We start from the raw sequence: 15,245 nt of genomic DNA on the forward strand, positions 1-15,245 counted from the left end.
AAATATTTATCTTTCATCTTTAGATCAAAATAACACTTTTAAATCTTTCAATCTGATTAGATTAGGTTGCCGTTTGGTAATAAAACAATAAATCCTGAAGGAGAGAACAATGATAGAAACCATTACTCATGGTGCAGAGTGGTTTATCGGGCTGTTCCAAAAGGGCGGAGAGGTGTTTACCGGGATGGTGACCGGCATTCTTCCGCTGTTGATTAGCCTGCTGGTTATCATGAACGCACTGATTAATTTTATCGGTCAGCATCGTATTGAACGTTTTGCTCAACGTTGCGCCGGTAACCCTGTTTCCCGTTACCTGCTGCTACCGTGCATTGGCACGTTTGTCTTTTGCAATCCGATGACCTTAAGCCTGGGTCGCTTTATGCCGGAAAAGTACAAACCCAGCTACTACGCGGCGGCCTCTTATAGCTGCCACTCAATGAATGGCCTCTTTCCCCATATCAACCCTGGCGAACTGTTTGTTTATCTTGGCATTGCCAGCGGTCTGACAACGCTGAACCTGCCACTTGGCCCACTGGCGGTGAGCTATCTGCTGGTTGGTCTGGTCACCAACTTCTTTCGCGGCTGGGTGACCGATCTGACCACCGCCATTTTTGAGAAAAAGATGGGCATTCAACTTGAACAAAAAGTTCACCTGGCAGGAGCAACATCATGACGTGTATTCGGATCGAAAAAGGAACGGGTGGCTGGGGCGGCCGCTTGAGCTGGAAGCCACGCCGGGCAAAAAAATCGTCTATATCACCGCCGGTACCCGGCCTGCGATTGTTGACAAACTGGCACAACTTACTGGCTGGCAGGCTATTGACGGATTTAAAGAAGGTGAACCCGCGGAGGCGGAAATTGGTGTCGCGGTAATCGACTGTGGCGGCACATTACGCTGCGGCATCTATCCGAAACGACGTATTCCCACCATTAATATCCACTCGACGGGCAAGTCCGGTCCGCTGGCGCAGTACATTGTGGAAGATATTTATGTCTCTGGCGTAAAAGAAGAAAACATCACTGTAGTGGGTGATGCGACACCACAACCCTCTTCCGTGGGACGTGACTATGACACCAGTAAGAAAATCACCGAACAAAGCGATGGTTTACTGGCGAAGGTGGGAATGGGCATGGGGTCCGCCGTTGCGGTGCTGTTTCAATCTGGTCGTGACACCATCGACACTGTATTAAAAACCATTCTGCCGTTTATGGCATTCGTCTCGGCGCTCATTGGCATCATTATGGCTTCTGGCCTTGGTGACTGGATTGCCCACGGTCTTGCTCCGCTGGCGAGCCATCCACTGGGTCTGGTCATGCTGGCGCTCATCTGCTCCTTCCCACTGCTTTCACCTTTCCTCGGCCCAGGCGCAGTTATCGCACAGGTTATCGGCGTATTGATTGGCGTGCAGATTGGTCTCGGCAATATTCCGCCGCATCTGGCTTTACCGGCACTGTTTGCCATCAACGCGCAGGCGGCCTGCGACTTCATCCCGGTCGGTTTGTCGCTGGCGGAAGCCCGTCAGGACACGGTTCGCGTCGGTGTCCCTTCTGTACTGGTGAGCCGCTTTTTAACCGGCGCACCGACTGTACTGATCGCCTGGTTTGTCTCCGGTTTTATCTATCAATAGAGGCTGAAACATGACCGTTATTTATAAGACCACCATCACCCGTATCGGCGCGAGTGCCACTGACGCCCTCAGCGACCAGATGCTCATCACCTTTCGTGAAGGCGCGCCAGCGGACCTCGAAGAGTATTGCTTCATTCATTGCCACGGCGAGTTGAAAGGTGCACTCCATCCCGGTTTGCAATTTACGCTCGGGCAGCATCGCTATCCGGTGACCGCTGTTGGCAGTGTGGCGGAAGACAACCTTCGCGAACTGGGTCATGTCACCCTGCGCTTCGATGGTTTAAACGAAGCGGAATTTCCGGGCACTGTCCATGTGGCAGGCCCTGTACCCGACGATATCGCGCCGGGATCGGTTTTGAAGTTTGAATCTGTTAAGGAGTAAAAAATGAATCAGGTTGCCGTTGTCATCGGTGGTGGGCAAACCTTAGGCGCGTTCCTGTGCCACGGTCTGGTTGCCGAGGGGTATCGCGTCGCGGTTGTCGATATTCAGAGCGACAAAGCCGCAAATGTGGCACAAGAAATTAACGCCGAATATGGTGAAAGTATGGCGTACGGTTTTGGTGCTGACGCCACTAGCGAGCAAAGCGTTCTGGCGCTCTCTCGTGGGGTAGATGAAATCTTTGGTCGCGTGGATTTGCTGGTCTATAGCGCCGGAATAGCAAAAGCAGCCTTTATCAGCGACTTCCAGCTCGGCGATTTTGACCGTTCGCTACAAGTGAATCTGGTGGGTTATTTCCTGTGTGCCCGTGAATTTTCGCGTTTGATGATCCGCGACGGGATTCAGGGTCGCATTATTCAGATCAACTCGAAATCCGGCAAAGTGGGCAGCAAACACAACTCTGGCTACAGCGCAGCGAAATTTGGTGGCGTCGGGCTGACTCAATCACTGGCGCTGGATCTGGCGGAGTACGGCATTACGGTGCATTCACTGATGCTCGGTAACCTGCTGAAATCGCCGATGTTCCAGTCACTGTTGCCACAATACGCGACCAAGCTGGGTATCAAACCGGATCAAGTCGAGCAGTATTACATCGACAAAGTACCGCTCAAACGCGGCTGCGATTATCAAGATGTGCTGAATATGCTGCTGTTCTACGCCAGTCCTAAGGCGTCGTACTGCACCGGACAGTCGATCAATGTCACCGGCGGTCAGGTGATGTTCTGATCAACAGCGAGATCCATTAAGGATCTCCGTGAGACTATAGAATGCCTGATGCGCTACGCTCATCAGGCATACAGGACTTCCGCCACTACATTAAGGGAAAGTTATGGTATCCGCACTCATCACCGTCGCCGTTATCGCCTGGTGTGCGCAACTGGCCTTAGGCGGCTGGCAAATTTCTCGTTTTAACCGTGCCTTCGACACACTATGCCAGCAAGGGCGGGTTGGCGTGGGCCGTTCCAGCGGGCGCTTTAAACCGCGGGTCGTGGTCGCCATCGCGCTGGACGATCAGCAGCGCATCGTCGACACCTTGTTTATGAAAGGACTGACCGTCTTCGCCCGACCGCAAAAAATTCCCGCAATTACCGGTATGCATGCGGGTGATTTACAGCCCGATGTGATCTTTCCCCATGATCCACTATCACAGAATGCTCTATCATTGGCGCTTAAACTGAAACGTGGATAATTTCGTTGTGAATGTTACTTGCTTGCGAAGTTATCATTTTGAAACCTAAATCAGGTAATCACGCCCATGAAACCTCGTCAGCGTCAGGCCGCCATTCTGGAGTATCTGCAAAAGCAGGGTAAATGCTCGGTTGAAGAATTGGCGCAATACTTTGACACCACAGGCACAACCATTCGCAAAGATCTGGTCATTCTGGAACATGCCGGAACCGTCATTCGTACTTATGGCGGAGTGGTGTTGAATAAAGAGGAATCCGATCCGCCTATCGATCATAAAACACTCATCAACACCCACAAGAAAGAGCTGATTGCAGAAGCTGCCGTTAGTTTTATCCATGATGGCGATTCGATCATTCTTGATGCTGGCAGTACCGTTTTGCAGATGGTTCCCCTGCTCTCGCGCTTTAATAACATCACGGTGATGACCAACAGCCTGCATATCGTCAATGCGCTATCCGAACTGGATAACGAACAAACTATCCTGATGCCAGGCGGAACGTTTCGTAAAAAATCGGCCTCATTTCACGGACAGCTGGCAGAGAATGCCTTCGAACATTTCAGTTTCGATAAATTGTTTATGGGCACCGACGGCATCGATCTCAATGCGGGCGTAACCACCTTCAACGAGGTTTATACCGTCAGTAAGGCAATGTGCAATGCCGCGCGCGAAGTGATTTTGATGGCGGACTCATCAAAGTTTGGCCGTAAAAGCCCCAACGTAGTTTGCAGTCTTGAAAGCGTCGATAAGCTGATTACCGACGCAGGTATCGATCCGGCGTTTCGTCAGGCGCTGGAAGAGAAAGGGATCGATGTGATCATAACCGGAGAGAGCAATGAGTGAAGCACTACTGAACGCGGGACGTCAGACGTTAATGCTGGAGTTGCAGGAAGCAAGCCGTTTACCGGAACGTCTGGGCGATGATTTTGTTCGCGCCGCCAATATCATCCTGCACTGCGAAGGCAAAGTGGTGGTTTCGGGAATTGGCAAATCGGGCCACATTGGTAAGAAAATCGCCGCAACACTTGCCAGTACCGGCACACCGGCTTTTTTGTCCATCCGGCAGAAGCACTGCACGGCGATCTGGGGATGATTGAAAGCCGCGATGTGATGCTGTTTATCTCTTACTCCGGTGGCGCGAAGGAACTGGATCTGATTATTCCGCGTCTGGAAGATAAATCTATCGCGCTGCTGGCGATGACCGGCAAACCGACGTCACCGCTGGGCCTGGCGGCAAAAGCGGTGCTGGATATCTCCGTAGAACGCGAAGCCTGCCCGATGCACCTTGCGCCGACCTCCAGCACCGTCAATACCCTGATGATGGGTGACGCGCTGGCGATGGCGGTCATGCAGGCGCGCGGATTTAATGAAGAAGATTTTGCCCGCTCCCACCCAGCCGGGGCACAGGGCGCTCGCTTGCTGAATAAAGTGCATCATCTGATGCGCCGTGACGATGCCATCCCACAGGTGGCGTTAACCGCCAGCGTGATGGATGCGATGCTGGAACTCAGCCGCACCGGTCTGGGGCTGGTGGCGGTATGTGACGCTCAACAACAGGTACAAGGCGTCTTTACCGACGGCGATTTACGTCGCTGGCTGGTAGGCGGCGGCGCACTCACCACGCCAGTTAATGAAGCGATGACGACAGGCGGCACCACGTTACAGGCGCAAAGTCGCGCCATCGACGCCAAAGAGATCCTGATGAAGCGCAAAATCACTGCCGCACCGGTGGTGGATGAAAACGGCAAACTCACCGGCGCAATTAACCTGCAGGATTTCTATCAGGCCGGGATTATTTAATCCTTCATTCCCAGACGTTTCGCCAGCCGATGCAGGTTGCGACGTCGGTTTCCAGCATCCGCGCGCAGGCAGCCCAGTTATGATGATTTTGTGCCAGTGCCTGGCGAATAGTTTCACGCTGGAACGCTTCTGTCGCTTCACGCAGGTTTTGCTTAACAACGGGCACCGCCGCCGCTTCTGGCGGCGGCAACGTCACCTCAGGAAAAGCAAAATGTTGCGCCTCAAGAATCACTTCATCGCCGTTGCGGGTGGCTCTCGCCAGCACTACCGCCCGATGAATAGCATGTTCCAGTTCGCGCACGTTCCCCGGAAAACGATAGTGTTGCAGTAAATTTCGCGCTCCGGCACTTAATACCACGCGGGAGAGCCCCAGCCGCAAACGACACTGTTCGCAGAAATACCCCGCCAGCAGAATGACATCATCGCCCCGCTCACGCAGCGGCGGCACCGAAAGTGGAAACACGCTCAGGCGATGAAACAAGTCAGCGCGAAATCGCCCTGCCAGCACCTCTTCGCGTAAGTCGCGGTTAGTCGCCGCCAGCACGCGCACATCGACCCGCAAACTACGGTCATCGCCAACGCGCTGAATATCGCCATACTGCAACACCCTCAGCAGCTTGGCCTGCAATGCCAACGACAACTCGCCGATCTCATCCAGAAACAGAGTGCCGTTATCCGCCATTTCAAACTTCCCGCTGCGGTTACTGATAGCGCCAGTAAACGCTCCTTTCACATGCCCGAACAACTCACTTTCCGCCACACTTTCCGGCAGTGCAGCACAGTTGAGATAGACCAGCGGATTCACCGCCCGTGGCGAGGCTTCATGAATCGCTTTCGCCACCAGCTCCTTACCGGTTCCCGTCTCACCGCTGATCAGGACGTTGAGATCGGACGCCGCCACAATCTCAATCTCTTTTTTCAGTTGCGTCATGCCAGGGGACAAGCCAATCATCTGCGTCTGTTTCACCGCTTCAAACGGCGTGGCATCGCCTGGCATCATATTCTGGCTTTCCAGTTGTTCAATCAGCAACGCATTGCTTAACGTTCCCGCCGCCAGCGCAGCAATCAGCCGTAGCTCTTCGTCGCTGAAAACATCGAACTGATCGGGCTGCATCCCGTCGAGCGTCAGTGCGCCGATCAGGTTTTGCCCGGCAAACAATGGCAGACCAACGCAGGCGTGAACCTTCAGACTCTCCTGCCCAGGAATCAAACCGTCATAGGGATCGGGCAATTCGCTGTCTGCGGGAAAGCGCACCACATCCCCGGCGCGGGCAATCGCTTCCAGCCGTGGATGCCCTTCCAGCGCAAAGCGTCTACCGAGTACACCCTTTGCCAGACCGTCGATGGCAAGCGGAATAAACTGCCGCGAATCGTAACGTAGCAACGCAGACGCATCGCACTCCAGCACCTGACGTAGCGTGGTGATCAGGCGCTGAAAACGATCCTGATGACCAATCCCACGCTGCAATTCGATGGCGATATTCGCCAGCACATCAACGGAAAAACTCATCTTTGCCTCACTGTCAATTTGACTATAGATATTGTCATATCGACCATTTGATTGATAGTCATTTTGACTACTCATTAATGAGCATAATTTTATTTATATAGTAAAAACAATCAGATAAAAACTGGCACGTAATCTGCAATTAGCAAGACATCTTTTTAGAACACGCTGAATAAATTGAGGTTGCTATGTCTATTGTGGTGAAAAATAACATTCATTGGGGTGGTCAACGTGACTGGGAAGTGCGTGATTTTCACGGTACGGAATATAAAACGCTGCGCGGCAGCAGTTACAACAGCTACCTCATCCGCGAAGAAAAAAACGTGCTGATCGACACCGTCGACCATAAATTCAGCCGCGAATTTGTGCAGAACCTGCGTAATGAAATCGATCTGGCGGATATCGATTACATCGTGATTAACCATGCAGAAGAGGACCACGCTGGGGCGCTGACCGAACTGATGGCGCAAATTCCCGATACGCCGATTTACTGTACTGCCAACGCTATCGACTCGATAAATGGTCATCACCATCATCCGGAGTGGAATTTTAATGTGGTGAAAACTGGTGACACGCTGGATATCGGCAACGGCAAACAGCTCATTTTTGTCGAAACGCCAATGCTGCACTGGCCGGACAGCATGATGACTTACCTGACAGGCGACGCGGTGCTGTTCAGTAACGATGCTTTCGGTCAGCACTACTGCGACGAGCATCTGTTCAACGATGAAGTGGATCAGACGGAGCTTTTCGAGCAGTGCCAGCGTTACTACGCCAATATCCTGACGCCGTTCAGCCGCCTGGTAACACCGAAAATTACCGAGATCCTGGGCTTTAACTTACCAGTCGATATGATAGCGACCTCTCACGGCGTGGTATGGCGCGATAACCCGACGCAAATTGTCGAGCTGTACCTGAAATGGGCGGCTGATTATCAGGAAGACAGAATCACCATTTTCTACGACACCATGTCGAATAACACCCGCATGATGGCTGACGCTATCGCCCAGGGGATTGCGGAAACCGACCCACGCGTGGCGGTGAAAATTTTCAACGTCGCCCGAAGCGATAAAAACGAAATCCTGACCAATGTCTTCCGCTCAAAAGGCGTGCTGGTCGGCACTTCGACGATGAATAACGTGATGATGCCGAAAATCGCCGGGCTGGTGGAGGAGATGACTGGTTTACGCTTCCGTAACAAACGCGCCAGTGCTTTCGGCTCTCACGGCTGGAGCGGCGGTGCGGTGGATCGTCTTTCCACGCGCCTGCAGGATGCGGGTTTCGAAATGTCGCTTAGCCTGAAAGCGAAATGGCGACCAGACCAGGACGCTCTGGAGTTATGCCGTGAACACGGTCGCGAAATCGCCCGTCAGTGGGCGCTCGAGCCGCTGCCGCAGAGCACGGTGAATAAGGTAGTCAAAGAAGAAACCTCTGCCACCACGACGGCTGACCTCGGCCCACGGATGCAGTGCAGCGTCTGCCAGTGGATTTACGATCCGGCAAAAGGCGAGCCAATGCAGGACGTTGCGCCAGGAACGCCGTGGAGTGAAGTCCCGGATAACTTCCTCTGCCCGGAATGCTCCCTCGGCAAAGACGTCTTTGAAGAACTGGCATCGGAGGCAAAATGAGTAACGGCATTGTGATCATCGGTTCGGGCTTCGCCGCCCGCCAACTGGTGAAAAATATTCGCAAACAGGACGCCACTATTCCATTAACCCTGATTGCCGCCGACAGCATGGATGAGTACAACAAACCTGACCTCAGCCATGTTATCAGTCAGGGGCAACGTGCCGATGACCTTACCCGCCAGACGGCGGGTGAATTTGCCGAGCAGTTTAATCTGCACCTGTTTCCACAAACCAGGGTGACGGATATCGATGCCGAAGCCCGTGTGGTGAAAAGCCAGAATAATCAGTGGCAATACGACAAGCTAGTACTGGCAACCGGTGCCAGTGCCTTTGTCCCGCCTGTGCCTGGGCGTGAGTTAATGCTGACGTTAAATAGTCAGCAAGAGTATCGCGCCTGTGAAACGCAACTGCGGGATGCCCGACGCGTGTTGATTGTTGGCGGTGGTTTGATTGGTAGCGAACTGGCGATGGATTTTTGTCGTGCAGGCAAAGCGGTCACGCTAATCGACAACGCTGCCAGTATTCTGGCGTCGTTAATGCCACCGGAAGTAAGCAGCCGCTTGCAGCATCGGTTGACGGAAATGGGCGTTCATCTGCTGTTGAAATCTCAGTTACAGGGGCTGGAAAAAACGGATTCTGGCATTCTGGCAACGCTGGACCACCAGCGTAGTATCGAAGTGGATGCGGTAATTGCCGCCACCGGACTGCGCCCGGAAACAGCCCTGGCACGACGCGCCGGGCTGACGATTAATCGCGGCGTTTGCGTCGATAGTTATCTGCAAACCAGTAATGACGATATTTATGCGCTGGGCGATTACGCGGAAATCAACGGTCAGGTACTGCCATTCCTGCAGCCGATTCAACTTAGCGCGATGGTGCTGGCAAAAAATCTTCTCGGCAATAACACGCCGCTGAAACTACCGACGATGCTGGTGAAAATCAAAACGCCGGAATTACCGCTGCATCTGGCAGGCGAAACCCAGCGTCAGGATTTACGCTGGCAAATTAATACCGAACGCCAGGGAATGGTGGCTCGCGGTGTTGACGATGCTGACCAGCTTCGCGCCTTTGTGGTCAGTGAAGATCGGATGAAAGAGGCATTTGGATTGTTGAAAACATTGCCGATGTAGGTGGGCTACTGTGCCTAAAATGTCGGATGCGACGCTAGCGCGTCTTATCCGACCTACGGGGACGCATGTGTAGGCCGGATCAGGCGTTTACGCCGCATCCGGCAATGGTGTCCAAATGCAACACGTTTTATCCGTTCTGGACTTCACCCGCTAACCAACGCGCCGCAGCAATAACCCCCTGCCCCAGAGACAAACCGCCATCACCCGCCGGTAAACTCTGAGGAAAGAGCAATGTGAAATCAGCGAGATAATGCGACAGACGAGCACGCAGCAAACGGTTATGAATAACCCCGCCGCTAAATACCAGCGTAGTGATACCACGCATCGTGGCCTGCTCACGCATCAACGCGGCAAAACCCTGCGCCAGCGCATCATGAAACGCCCACGCGCGTTGATTAACCTGTGCCTGCCAGTTCAGCCACTGCTGCCAGAAAGCGGCGAGATCCAGTTGATTGTCCACCAGCGGCATCGTCACCGGATGCGTCACTCCGTGGCATGAGGCTGCGAGCGCCTCCAGAGCACAAGCCGCTTCACCTTCATAACTTAACGTGGCTGGCGCACAGCCCAGTGCCGCCGCCACTGCATCGAACAACCGCCCACACGATGACGCCAGCGGCGCGTTAATTCCACGCTCAATGGCCCGCGCCAGCACGCTCCAGTTTTGCTGTTGCACACTTGCTGTTTCAGGGTAATTCTGCCACTCCGGCACAAAGCGCAGGCACTGCGCCAGCAGGTTTCGCCACGGCTGCTTCGCTGCCAAATCGCCACCCGGAAGCGCCACTGCAGGCAAGCCGCCCAGGTGCTCACATTCGCGATAGTTCACCCGCAGGCACTCGCCGCCCCACAAAGCGCCGTTCTTCCCCATACCGATACCGTCGAGCGTCAAAGCAATGACATCACCGCCATCCAGCGGCCACTGATGCTCTGCCAGACACGCCGCTGCATGGGCATGATGATGCAGTACCGTTTGCGTCGGCAGATTCATTTCACGCGCCCACTGGCTGGAGACATAGCCCGGATGCGCGTCATGCACAACGTATTTCGGGGTAAAATCGTAGATGTTTTGCATCAGGCGTAACGCTTCGCGCCACTGCATCTGGATGCCATCGTCACTTAAATCGCCCAGATGCTGACTCAACACCGCTTGTTCACCGCGCACCAGGCAGAAGGTATTTTTCAGATCCGCTCCGAGACACAGCACAGGCGGAACATTTTTAAAGCTCGGAGGCAAAGCCAGCGCATCCGGCACATACCCCCGCGAACGGCGCAGCATTTCGCCGCTTTCGCGCACCACCGAATCATCCATCCGCTGCACGATGTCGCGGTTATGTATCAAGAATCCGTCGGCAATGCCCTGCAAATCCGCCAGCGCCTGTTCGTTGCTGATAGCTGGTGGTTTACCGCTCAGGTTGCCGGAGGTCATCACCAGCGGGCATTGCAGTTCCTGTAACAGCAAATGCTGGAGCGGGTTCGCAGGCAACATTACCCCGACTTCGTTAAGGTCAGGGGCGATATCATCACAAAGCTCAGGAACGTATTTTTTATCCACCAGCACAATCGGCGCGGCGGGCGTGGTAAGCAACTGGCGCGCAGCGTCTGGTAAACCGTCAGCCACTGGCAACATGACCGCCAGCGGTTTCGCCGGGCGATGTTTGCGCGCCCGAAGTGTCGCCACCGCGTTACTGTTACGTGCATCGCAGGCAAGATGAAATCCGCCAATCCCTTTGATGGCGACAATGTTGCCCATTTTTAACTGTGCGATAGCCGCCTGTAATGCCGCCTCTTGTTCTGCATGTTCACCATGACTTACCCATTCAAGATGCGGGCCACACTCTGGGCAGGCCACCGGCTGGGCGTGGAAGCGACGATCGAGCGGGTCGCGGTACTCTTTGTCACAAGCCGGACACAACGGAAACGCCGCCATCACGGTAAACGGGCGGTCGTAAGGCATGGCGCGAATAATGGTGAAACGCGGGCCGCAGTGGGTACAGTTGATAAACGGATAACGATAACGCCGTTCGCCTGGGGTATTCATTTCGGCAAGGCAAGCAGGGCAAGTAGCGGCATCCGGGACAATTTGCGTATTCATGGCACCTCCCGCGCTCTGGCGGATGGTGAACTCAGTGGGCAGTTGTGACCAGATGTACGGCTCACGCTCGACGCTATCAATACGCGCCAGCGGCGGGCAGTGCTGATGCAATTGAACAAGAAACGTTTCCGGGTCTTCCCGCAGCCGGACTTCTACGCCATCGCCGTCATTACAGACATCGCCGTGAAGATTTAATTGCTGTGCCAGCTGCCAGACAAACGGACGAAAACCGACGCCCTGCACTTTGCCACGAATACGCAGTTGGACACCGCAAGATGTGTTTTTTGCCATTGAGTTATTCCCGCCATCATGAATTGCGTAACCCGCCCAGCCGGACACGACAGCGTCGCATCCGGCAGTCACAGGTCGGCGATACCGCCCGCTCCGTATTCTACGAATATTTCCGGGAATTCCTTTGATGCCAGAACAGTTCTGTAAGATTTTTAGAACATCAGCGCCGTACGGCGGCGTTTTTCTGCACTCAGTTGTTCAAGTTTATTACGATCGACACAAATCAGCGCATGAGTCGGGCAAGCCGCCATACACGCCGGGCCGTCTTCACGATGGTTGCACAGGTCACATTTATTGGCTTCGGCTTTGTCAGCCCGTACATTCAGCCCCGCGCCGCTGTTGCGAATCACCGGACGTACCACCACTTCCATCGCGCCATACGGGCAAGCCACAACGCAGGTTTTGCAACCAATGCAACGTTCCTGCATCACATGAACAAACCCTTTATCACGGCTGATAGCACCATTCGGGCAGACGTTAGCGCACGGTGCATCTTCACACTGACGGCAAACTGTCGCCGTGGAAATGTTCACACCTTTAATGACATGGATACGCGGTAAAAATGTTTCCGGGGTCAGCGATGCACAGTCCTGATTTTCCTGATGAGAAACCACGCACGCCACTTCACAGGTACGGCAACCAATACATTTACTCGCGTCAGCAATGATGAAACGGTTCATCAAATTCTCCAGCAATGACAGTTAATGCGCCGATACATTCACAAATCATGCCAGTTTTTAATTCACTGTTATTTAAGGAAATTAATTTCTGTAATGCAGGAAAAAAGATGTCATCGACACTAGTGACGATGACATGTGATGACAATGTTTATCGCGAAAGAGCAATGAGTGAGTCGCGGTGGATCAGTTTTCCGCTGAAGGTTTTCGGCGGTGAGAAATCCCCGCCATCGAGCATAAAAATCAGCCGTCCAATAATTTCCTGAATCATCTCAGTCACCGGAATTTTTACGCTGGAGAGCGCCGGAACGATATAGGGGGCAATTGCGATATCATCGAATCCGATAACTGACACCTGCTCTGGCACCGCTACGCCGCGCTCGTGCAACGCTTTCATCGCACCTATCGCCATATCGTCGTTACTGGCAACTAACGCGCTAAATTTAGCCCCACGTTCGAGCAACGTTTCTACCCCTTCGGCCCCGCTGGCGGGCGTCCATTTACCGTTAGCGATAAGTTTTTCATTGAGCGCAATACCATGCTGCGCCAGCGCGTCTTTATACCCAGCAAGACGTTCAATGCTGGTGGGGGAATCCATCGAGCCGGTAAGGAAAGCAATCTCCTGATGTCCGGCGTTTATCAACTCTGCCACGGCATTAAAGCTGGTCTGTTTATGATCGCACCAGACGCTATGGCTGCTGTTTTTGCGCAGGCGGCGATTAAGCACCATTATCGGCTGACTGTGCGCGTCAATGATGTCATCGATCTCATCCACGCTTAAAAAACGCGGGTAAATCATAATGGCGTCGCAGCGCAAATCCAGCAGATACTGAATCGCCTGGCGCTCTTCTTCGGCGCTGTGTTTACCATCTGCCAATAGCAACTGCCGCCCTTTCTCTTCCGCCATTCGCGCGGCATGAAAGAGTAATTCACTAAAATAAATGCCGTGGTAAAGCGTGTTGGTCACTACCAGCCCCAGCGTCTGAGTACTCTTCGCCGACAGATTGCGCGCCAGCAAGTTTGGGCGGTAACCGCTCTCTTCTACCGCCTGAAACACGCGATCTTTAGTCTCCTGGCTGACGTAGCCATTACCTGAAAGCACGCGGGAAACGGTCGCTTTTGAAACCCCGGCGCGCTTCGCCACTTCCAGCATCGTCGTCATCATTTTCATCCCTTTACACGCAATCAACGCAGTGTACTGCACCGTTTGCCGATTGTCCTTGCGCAATCGGCGGGAAAAATATTCAGGTGACCGGTTTCACAAATATAAAAAATGAATAATTAACTCTCTTGCTTATTTAGTGACAAGTATTCATGATTTTGTGAAACGGTTTCCTAATTCCGTTTCAGCATCGGCATTTTTCCGTTACGTCGACTGATAACAACTACATCTACCCTACTGATAACAGGATAAAATCCGATGGCCAAAAATTATGCGGCGCTGGCACGCTCGGTGATAGCGGCACTGGGCGGCGTTGATAACATCTCGGCGGTCACGCACTGTATGACGCGTTTGCGCTTTGTTATCAAAGATGACCAGCTTATCGACAGCCCGACGTTAAAAACCATCCCCGGCGTGCTCGGCGTGGTACGTAGTGACAACCAGTGTCAGGTGATTATCGGCAATACCGTTTCACAAGCCTTTCAGGAAGTCGTCAGCCTGCTGCCGGGAGATATGCAGCCCGCACAGCCCGTGGGTAAACCCAAACTCACGCTGCGTCGCATTGGTGCGGGGATCCTCGATGCGCTGATCGGCACCATGTCACCGCTGATCCCGGCGATTATCGGCGGATCGATGGTCAAACTGCTGGCGATGATCCTCGAGATGAGCGGCGTGCTGACAAAAGGATCGCCGACCTTAACCATTCTGAATGTGATTGGTGACGGTGCTTTCTTCTTCCTGCCGCTGATGGTCGCGGCATCTGCCGCCATCAAATTTAAAACCAATATGTCGCTGGCGATTGCCATCGCGGGTGTGCTGGTACATCCGAGTTTTATTGAACTGATGGCGAAAGCGGCCCAGGGTGAACATGTCGAATTTGCCCTGATTCCGGTCACCGCGGTGAAATACACCTACACAGCGATCCCGGCGCTGGTGATGACTTGGTGCCTGTCATATATCGAACGCTGGGTGGATCGCATTACACCGGCGGTGACCAAAAACTTCCTCAAGCCAATGCTGATTGTGTTGATTGCCGCACCGCTGGCAATCCTGCTGATTGGCCCGATTGGTATCTGGATCGGTAGCGCCATTTCGGCGCTGGTTTACACCATTCATGGTTATCTGGGCTGGCTTTCAGTCGCCATTATGGGCGCGCTGTGGCCTCTGCTGGTAATGACCGGGATGCACCGCGTCTTTACGCCAACCATCATTCAGACCATTGCCGAAACCGGCAAAGAAGGGATGGTCATGCCGTCAGAGATCGGCGCTAACCTGTCGCTGGGCGGTTCATCACTGGCGGTGGCGTGGAAAACGAAAAAACCGGAACTGCGCCAGACGGCGCTGGCTGCGGCGGCATCAGCCATTATGGCGGGGATTTCCGAACCGGCGTTATACGGCGTGGCGATCCGCCTGAAACGTCCGCTTATCGCCAGTCTTATCAGCGGTTTTATTTGCGGCGCGGTTGCCGGTATGGCGGGGCTTGCCAGCCACTCAATGGCAGCGCCGGGGCTATTTACCAGCGTGCAATTCTTCGATCCGGCGAATCCAATGAGCATCGTCTGGGTGTTCGCGGTCATGGCGCTGGCGGTGGTGCTGTCGTTTATCCTCACACTGTTGCTCGGCTTTGAGGATATTCCTGTTGAGGAAGCGGCTGCCTAGGCGCGAAAGCATCAGAGCGTACAACCGACCGTCGCCAAAGAAGTAAGTC

Annotated in this window: 11 protein-coding genes and 3 pseudogenes; 10 read left to right on the forward strand and 4 right to left on the reverse strand. The window is 53.7% G+C overall.

What is annotated here, in order from left to right:
• Positions 1–109 precede the first annotated feature (109 nt).
• From srlA to gutQ, 7 genes and pseudogenes are all read left to right on the forward strand, one after another.
• Entirely contained in the window at positions 110–673 is a 564-nt protein-coding gene (srlA, locus tag BFF42_RS22110) for a PTS glucitol/sorbitol transporter subunit IIC (protein WP_000573321.1), read from the forward strand.
• A pseudogene (gene srlE, locus BFF42_RS22115) lies at positions 670–1,628 on the forward strand (PTS glucitol/sorbitol transporter subunit IIB). Before srlA ends, srlE begins: the two are co-directional and overlap by 4 nt.
• Before the next feature lie 10 nt (positions 1,629–1,638).
• A complete protein-coding gene (gene srlB, locus BFF42_RS22120) occupies positions 1,639–2,010 on the forward strand; it encodes a PTS glucitol/sorbitol transporter subunit IIA (RefSeq protein WP_000216190.1) in 372 nt (123 codons plus the stop codon).
• Positions 2,011–2,013: 3 nt separating this feature from the next.
• The gene (gene srlD, locus BFF42_RS22125) at positions 2,014–2,793 is read left to right on the forward strand and encodes a sorbitol-6-phosphate dehydrogenase (RefSeq protein ID WP_001077365.1); all 780 of its coding nucleotides are present in this window, start codon (positions 2,014–2,016) and stop codon (positions 2,791–2,793) included.
• A 103-nt stretch (positions 2,794–2,896) separates the two neighbouring features.
• Positions 2,897–3,256: a transcriptional regulator GutM gene (gene gutM / locus BFF42_RS22130; protein WP_000252908.1), complete on the forward strand. Its 360-nt coding sequence runs from the start codon at positions 2,897–2,899 to the stop codon at positions 3,254–3,256.
• Positions 3,257–3,322: 66 nt separating this feature from the next.
• Positions 3,323–4,096 (forward strand): glucitol operon DNA-binding transcriptional repressor SrlR, encoded by a 774-nt coding sequence (gene srlR / locus BFF42_RS22135; RefSeq protein ID WP_000804546.1) that lies wholly within the window; start codon positions 3,323–3,325, stop codon positions 4,094–4,096.
• Positions 4,089–5,053 (forward strand): annotated as a pseudogene (gene gutQ, locus BFF42_RS22140) (arabinose-5-phosphate isomerase GutQ). Before srlR ends, gutQ begins: the two are co-directional and overlap by 8 nt.
• On the opposite strand, the pseudogene norR reads toward gutQ, so the two are convergent.
• Positions 5,050–6,563: pseudogene (norR, locus tag BFF42_RS22145) on the reverse strand (nitric oxide reductase transcriptional regulator NorR). The pseudogenes gutQ and norR sit on opposite strands and share 4 nt — an antisense overlap.
• A 185-nt stretch (positions 6,564–6,748) precedes the next feature.
• Between norR and norV the strand changes: the two are divergent.
• On the forward strand, positions 6,749–8,188 hold the full coding sequence (gene norV / locus BFF42_RS22150; protein ID WP_000029585.1) for an anaerobic nitric oxide reductase flavorubredoxin: 1,440 nt from the start codon (positions 6,749–6,751) through the stop codon (positions 8,186–8,188).
• The gene (norW, locus tag BFF42_RS22155; RefSeq protein WP_039059519.1) at positions 8,185–9,318 is read left to right on the forward strand and encodes an NADH:flavorubredoxin reductase NorW; all 1,134 of its coding nucleotides are present in this window, start codon (positions 8,185–8,187) and stop codon (positions 9,316–9,318) included. Before norV ends, norW begins: the two co-directional genes overlap by 4 nt.
• Positions 9,319–9,445: 127 nt before the next feature.
• On the opposite strand, the gene hypF is transcribed toward norW, so the two are convergent.
• The 3 genes from hypF to ascG form a co-directional block, all read right to left on the reverse strand.
• The gene (hypF, locus tag BFF42_RS22160) at positions 9,446–11,698 is read right to left on the reverse strand and encodes a carbamoyltransferase HypF (protein ID WP_039060340.1); all 2,253 of its coding nucleotides are present in this window, start codon (positions 11,696–11,698) and stop codon (positions 9,446–9,448) included.
• 152 nt (positions 11,699–11,850) lie between these two features.
• Positions 11,851–12,378 (reverse strand): electron transport protein HydN, encoded by a 528-nt coding sequence (gene hydN / locus BFF42_RS22165; protein ID WP_001078777.1) that lies wholly within the window; start codon positions 12,376–12,378, stop codon positions 11,851–11,853.
• Between the two features lie 148 nt (positions 12,379–12,526).
• Positions 12,527–13,537 (reverse strand): DNA-binding transcriptional regulator AscG, encoded by a 1,011-nt coding sequence (gene ascG, locus BFF42_RS22170; RefSeq protein ID WP_001343660.1) that lies wholly within the window; start codon positions 13,535–13,537, stop codon positions 12,527–12,529.
• Between the two features lie 258 nt (positions 13,538–13,795).
• Between ascG and ascF the strand changes: the two genes are divergently transcribed.
• Entirely contained in the window at positions 13,796–15,196 is a 1,401-nt protein-coding gene (gene ascF / locus BFF42_RS22175) for a PTS cellobiose/arbutin/salicin transporter subunit IIBC (RefSeq protein WP_039059517.1), read from the forward strand.
• Positions 15,197–15,245 lie beyond the last annotated feature (49 nt).

The organism is Shigella sp. FC1661, from assembly GCF_001712525.1.
GTDB classification, from domain to species: Bacteria; Pseudomonadota; Gammaproteobacteria; order Enterobacterales; family Enterobacteriaceae; genus Escherichia; species Escherichia coli.

What these genes read in the sequence shown, in the direction of transcription:
- srlR (WP_000804546.1), top strand. Translation starts at nt 3,323, where the DNA reads ATGAAACCTCGTCAGCGTCAGGCCGCCATTCTGGAGTATCTGCAAAAG.
- gutM (WP_000252908.1), top strand. Translation starts at nt 2,897, where the DNA reads ATGGTATCCGCACTCATCACCGTCGCCGTTATCGCCTGGTGTGCGCAA.
- hydN (WP_001078777.1), bottom strand. Translation starts at nt 12,378, where the DNA reads ATGAACCGTTTCATCATTGCTGACGCGAGTAAATGTATTGGTTGCCGT.
- ascG (WP_001343660.1), bottom strand. Translation starts at nt 13,537, where the DNA reads ATGACGACGATGCTGGAAGTGGCGAAGCGCGCCGGGGTTTCAAAAGCG.
- ascF (WP_039059517.1), top strand. Translation starts at nt 13,796, where the DNA reads ATGGCCAAAAATTATGCGGCGCTGGCACGCTCGGTGATAGCGGCACTG.
- norV (WP_000029585.1), top strand. Translation starts at nt 6,749, where the DNA reads ATGTCTATTGTGGTGAAAAATAACATTCATTGGGGTGGTCAACGTGAC.
- srlD (WP_001077365.1), top strand. Translation starts at nt 2,014, where the DNA reads ATGAATCAGGTTGCCGTTGTCATCGGTGGTGGGCAAACCTTAGGCGCG.
- hypF (WP_039060340.1), bottom strand. Translation starts at nt 11,698, where the DNA reads ATGGCAAAAAACACATCTTGCGGTGTCCAACTGCGTATTCGTGGCAAA.
- srlB (WP_000216190.1), top strand. Translation starts at nt 1,639, where the DNA reads ATGACCGTTATTTATAAGACCACCATCACCCGTATCGGCGCGAGTGCC.
- norW (WP_039059519.1), top strand. Translation starts at nt 8,185, where the DNA reads ATGAGTAACGGCATTGTGATCATCGGTTCGGGCTTCGCCGCCCGCCAA.
- srlA (WP_000573321.1), top strand. Translation starts at nt 110, where the DNA reads ATGATAGAAACCATTACTCATGGTGCAGAGTGGTTTATCGGGCTGTTC.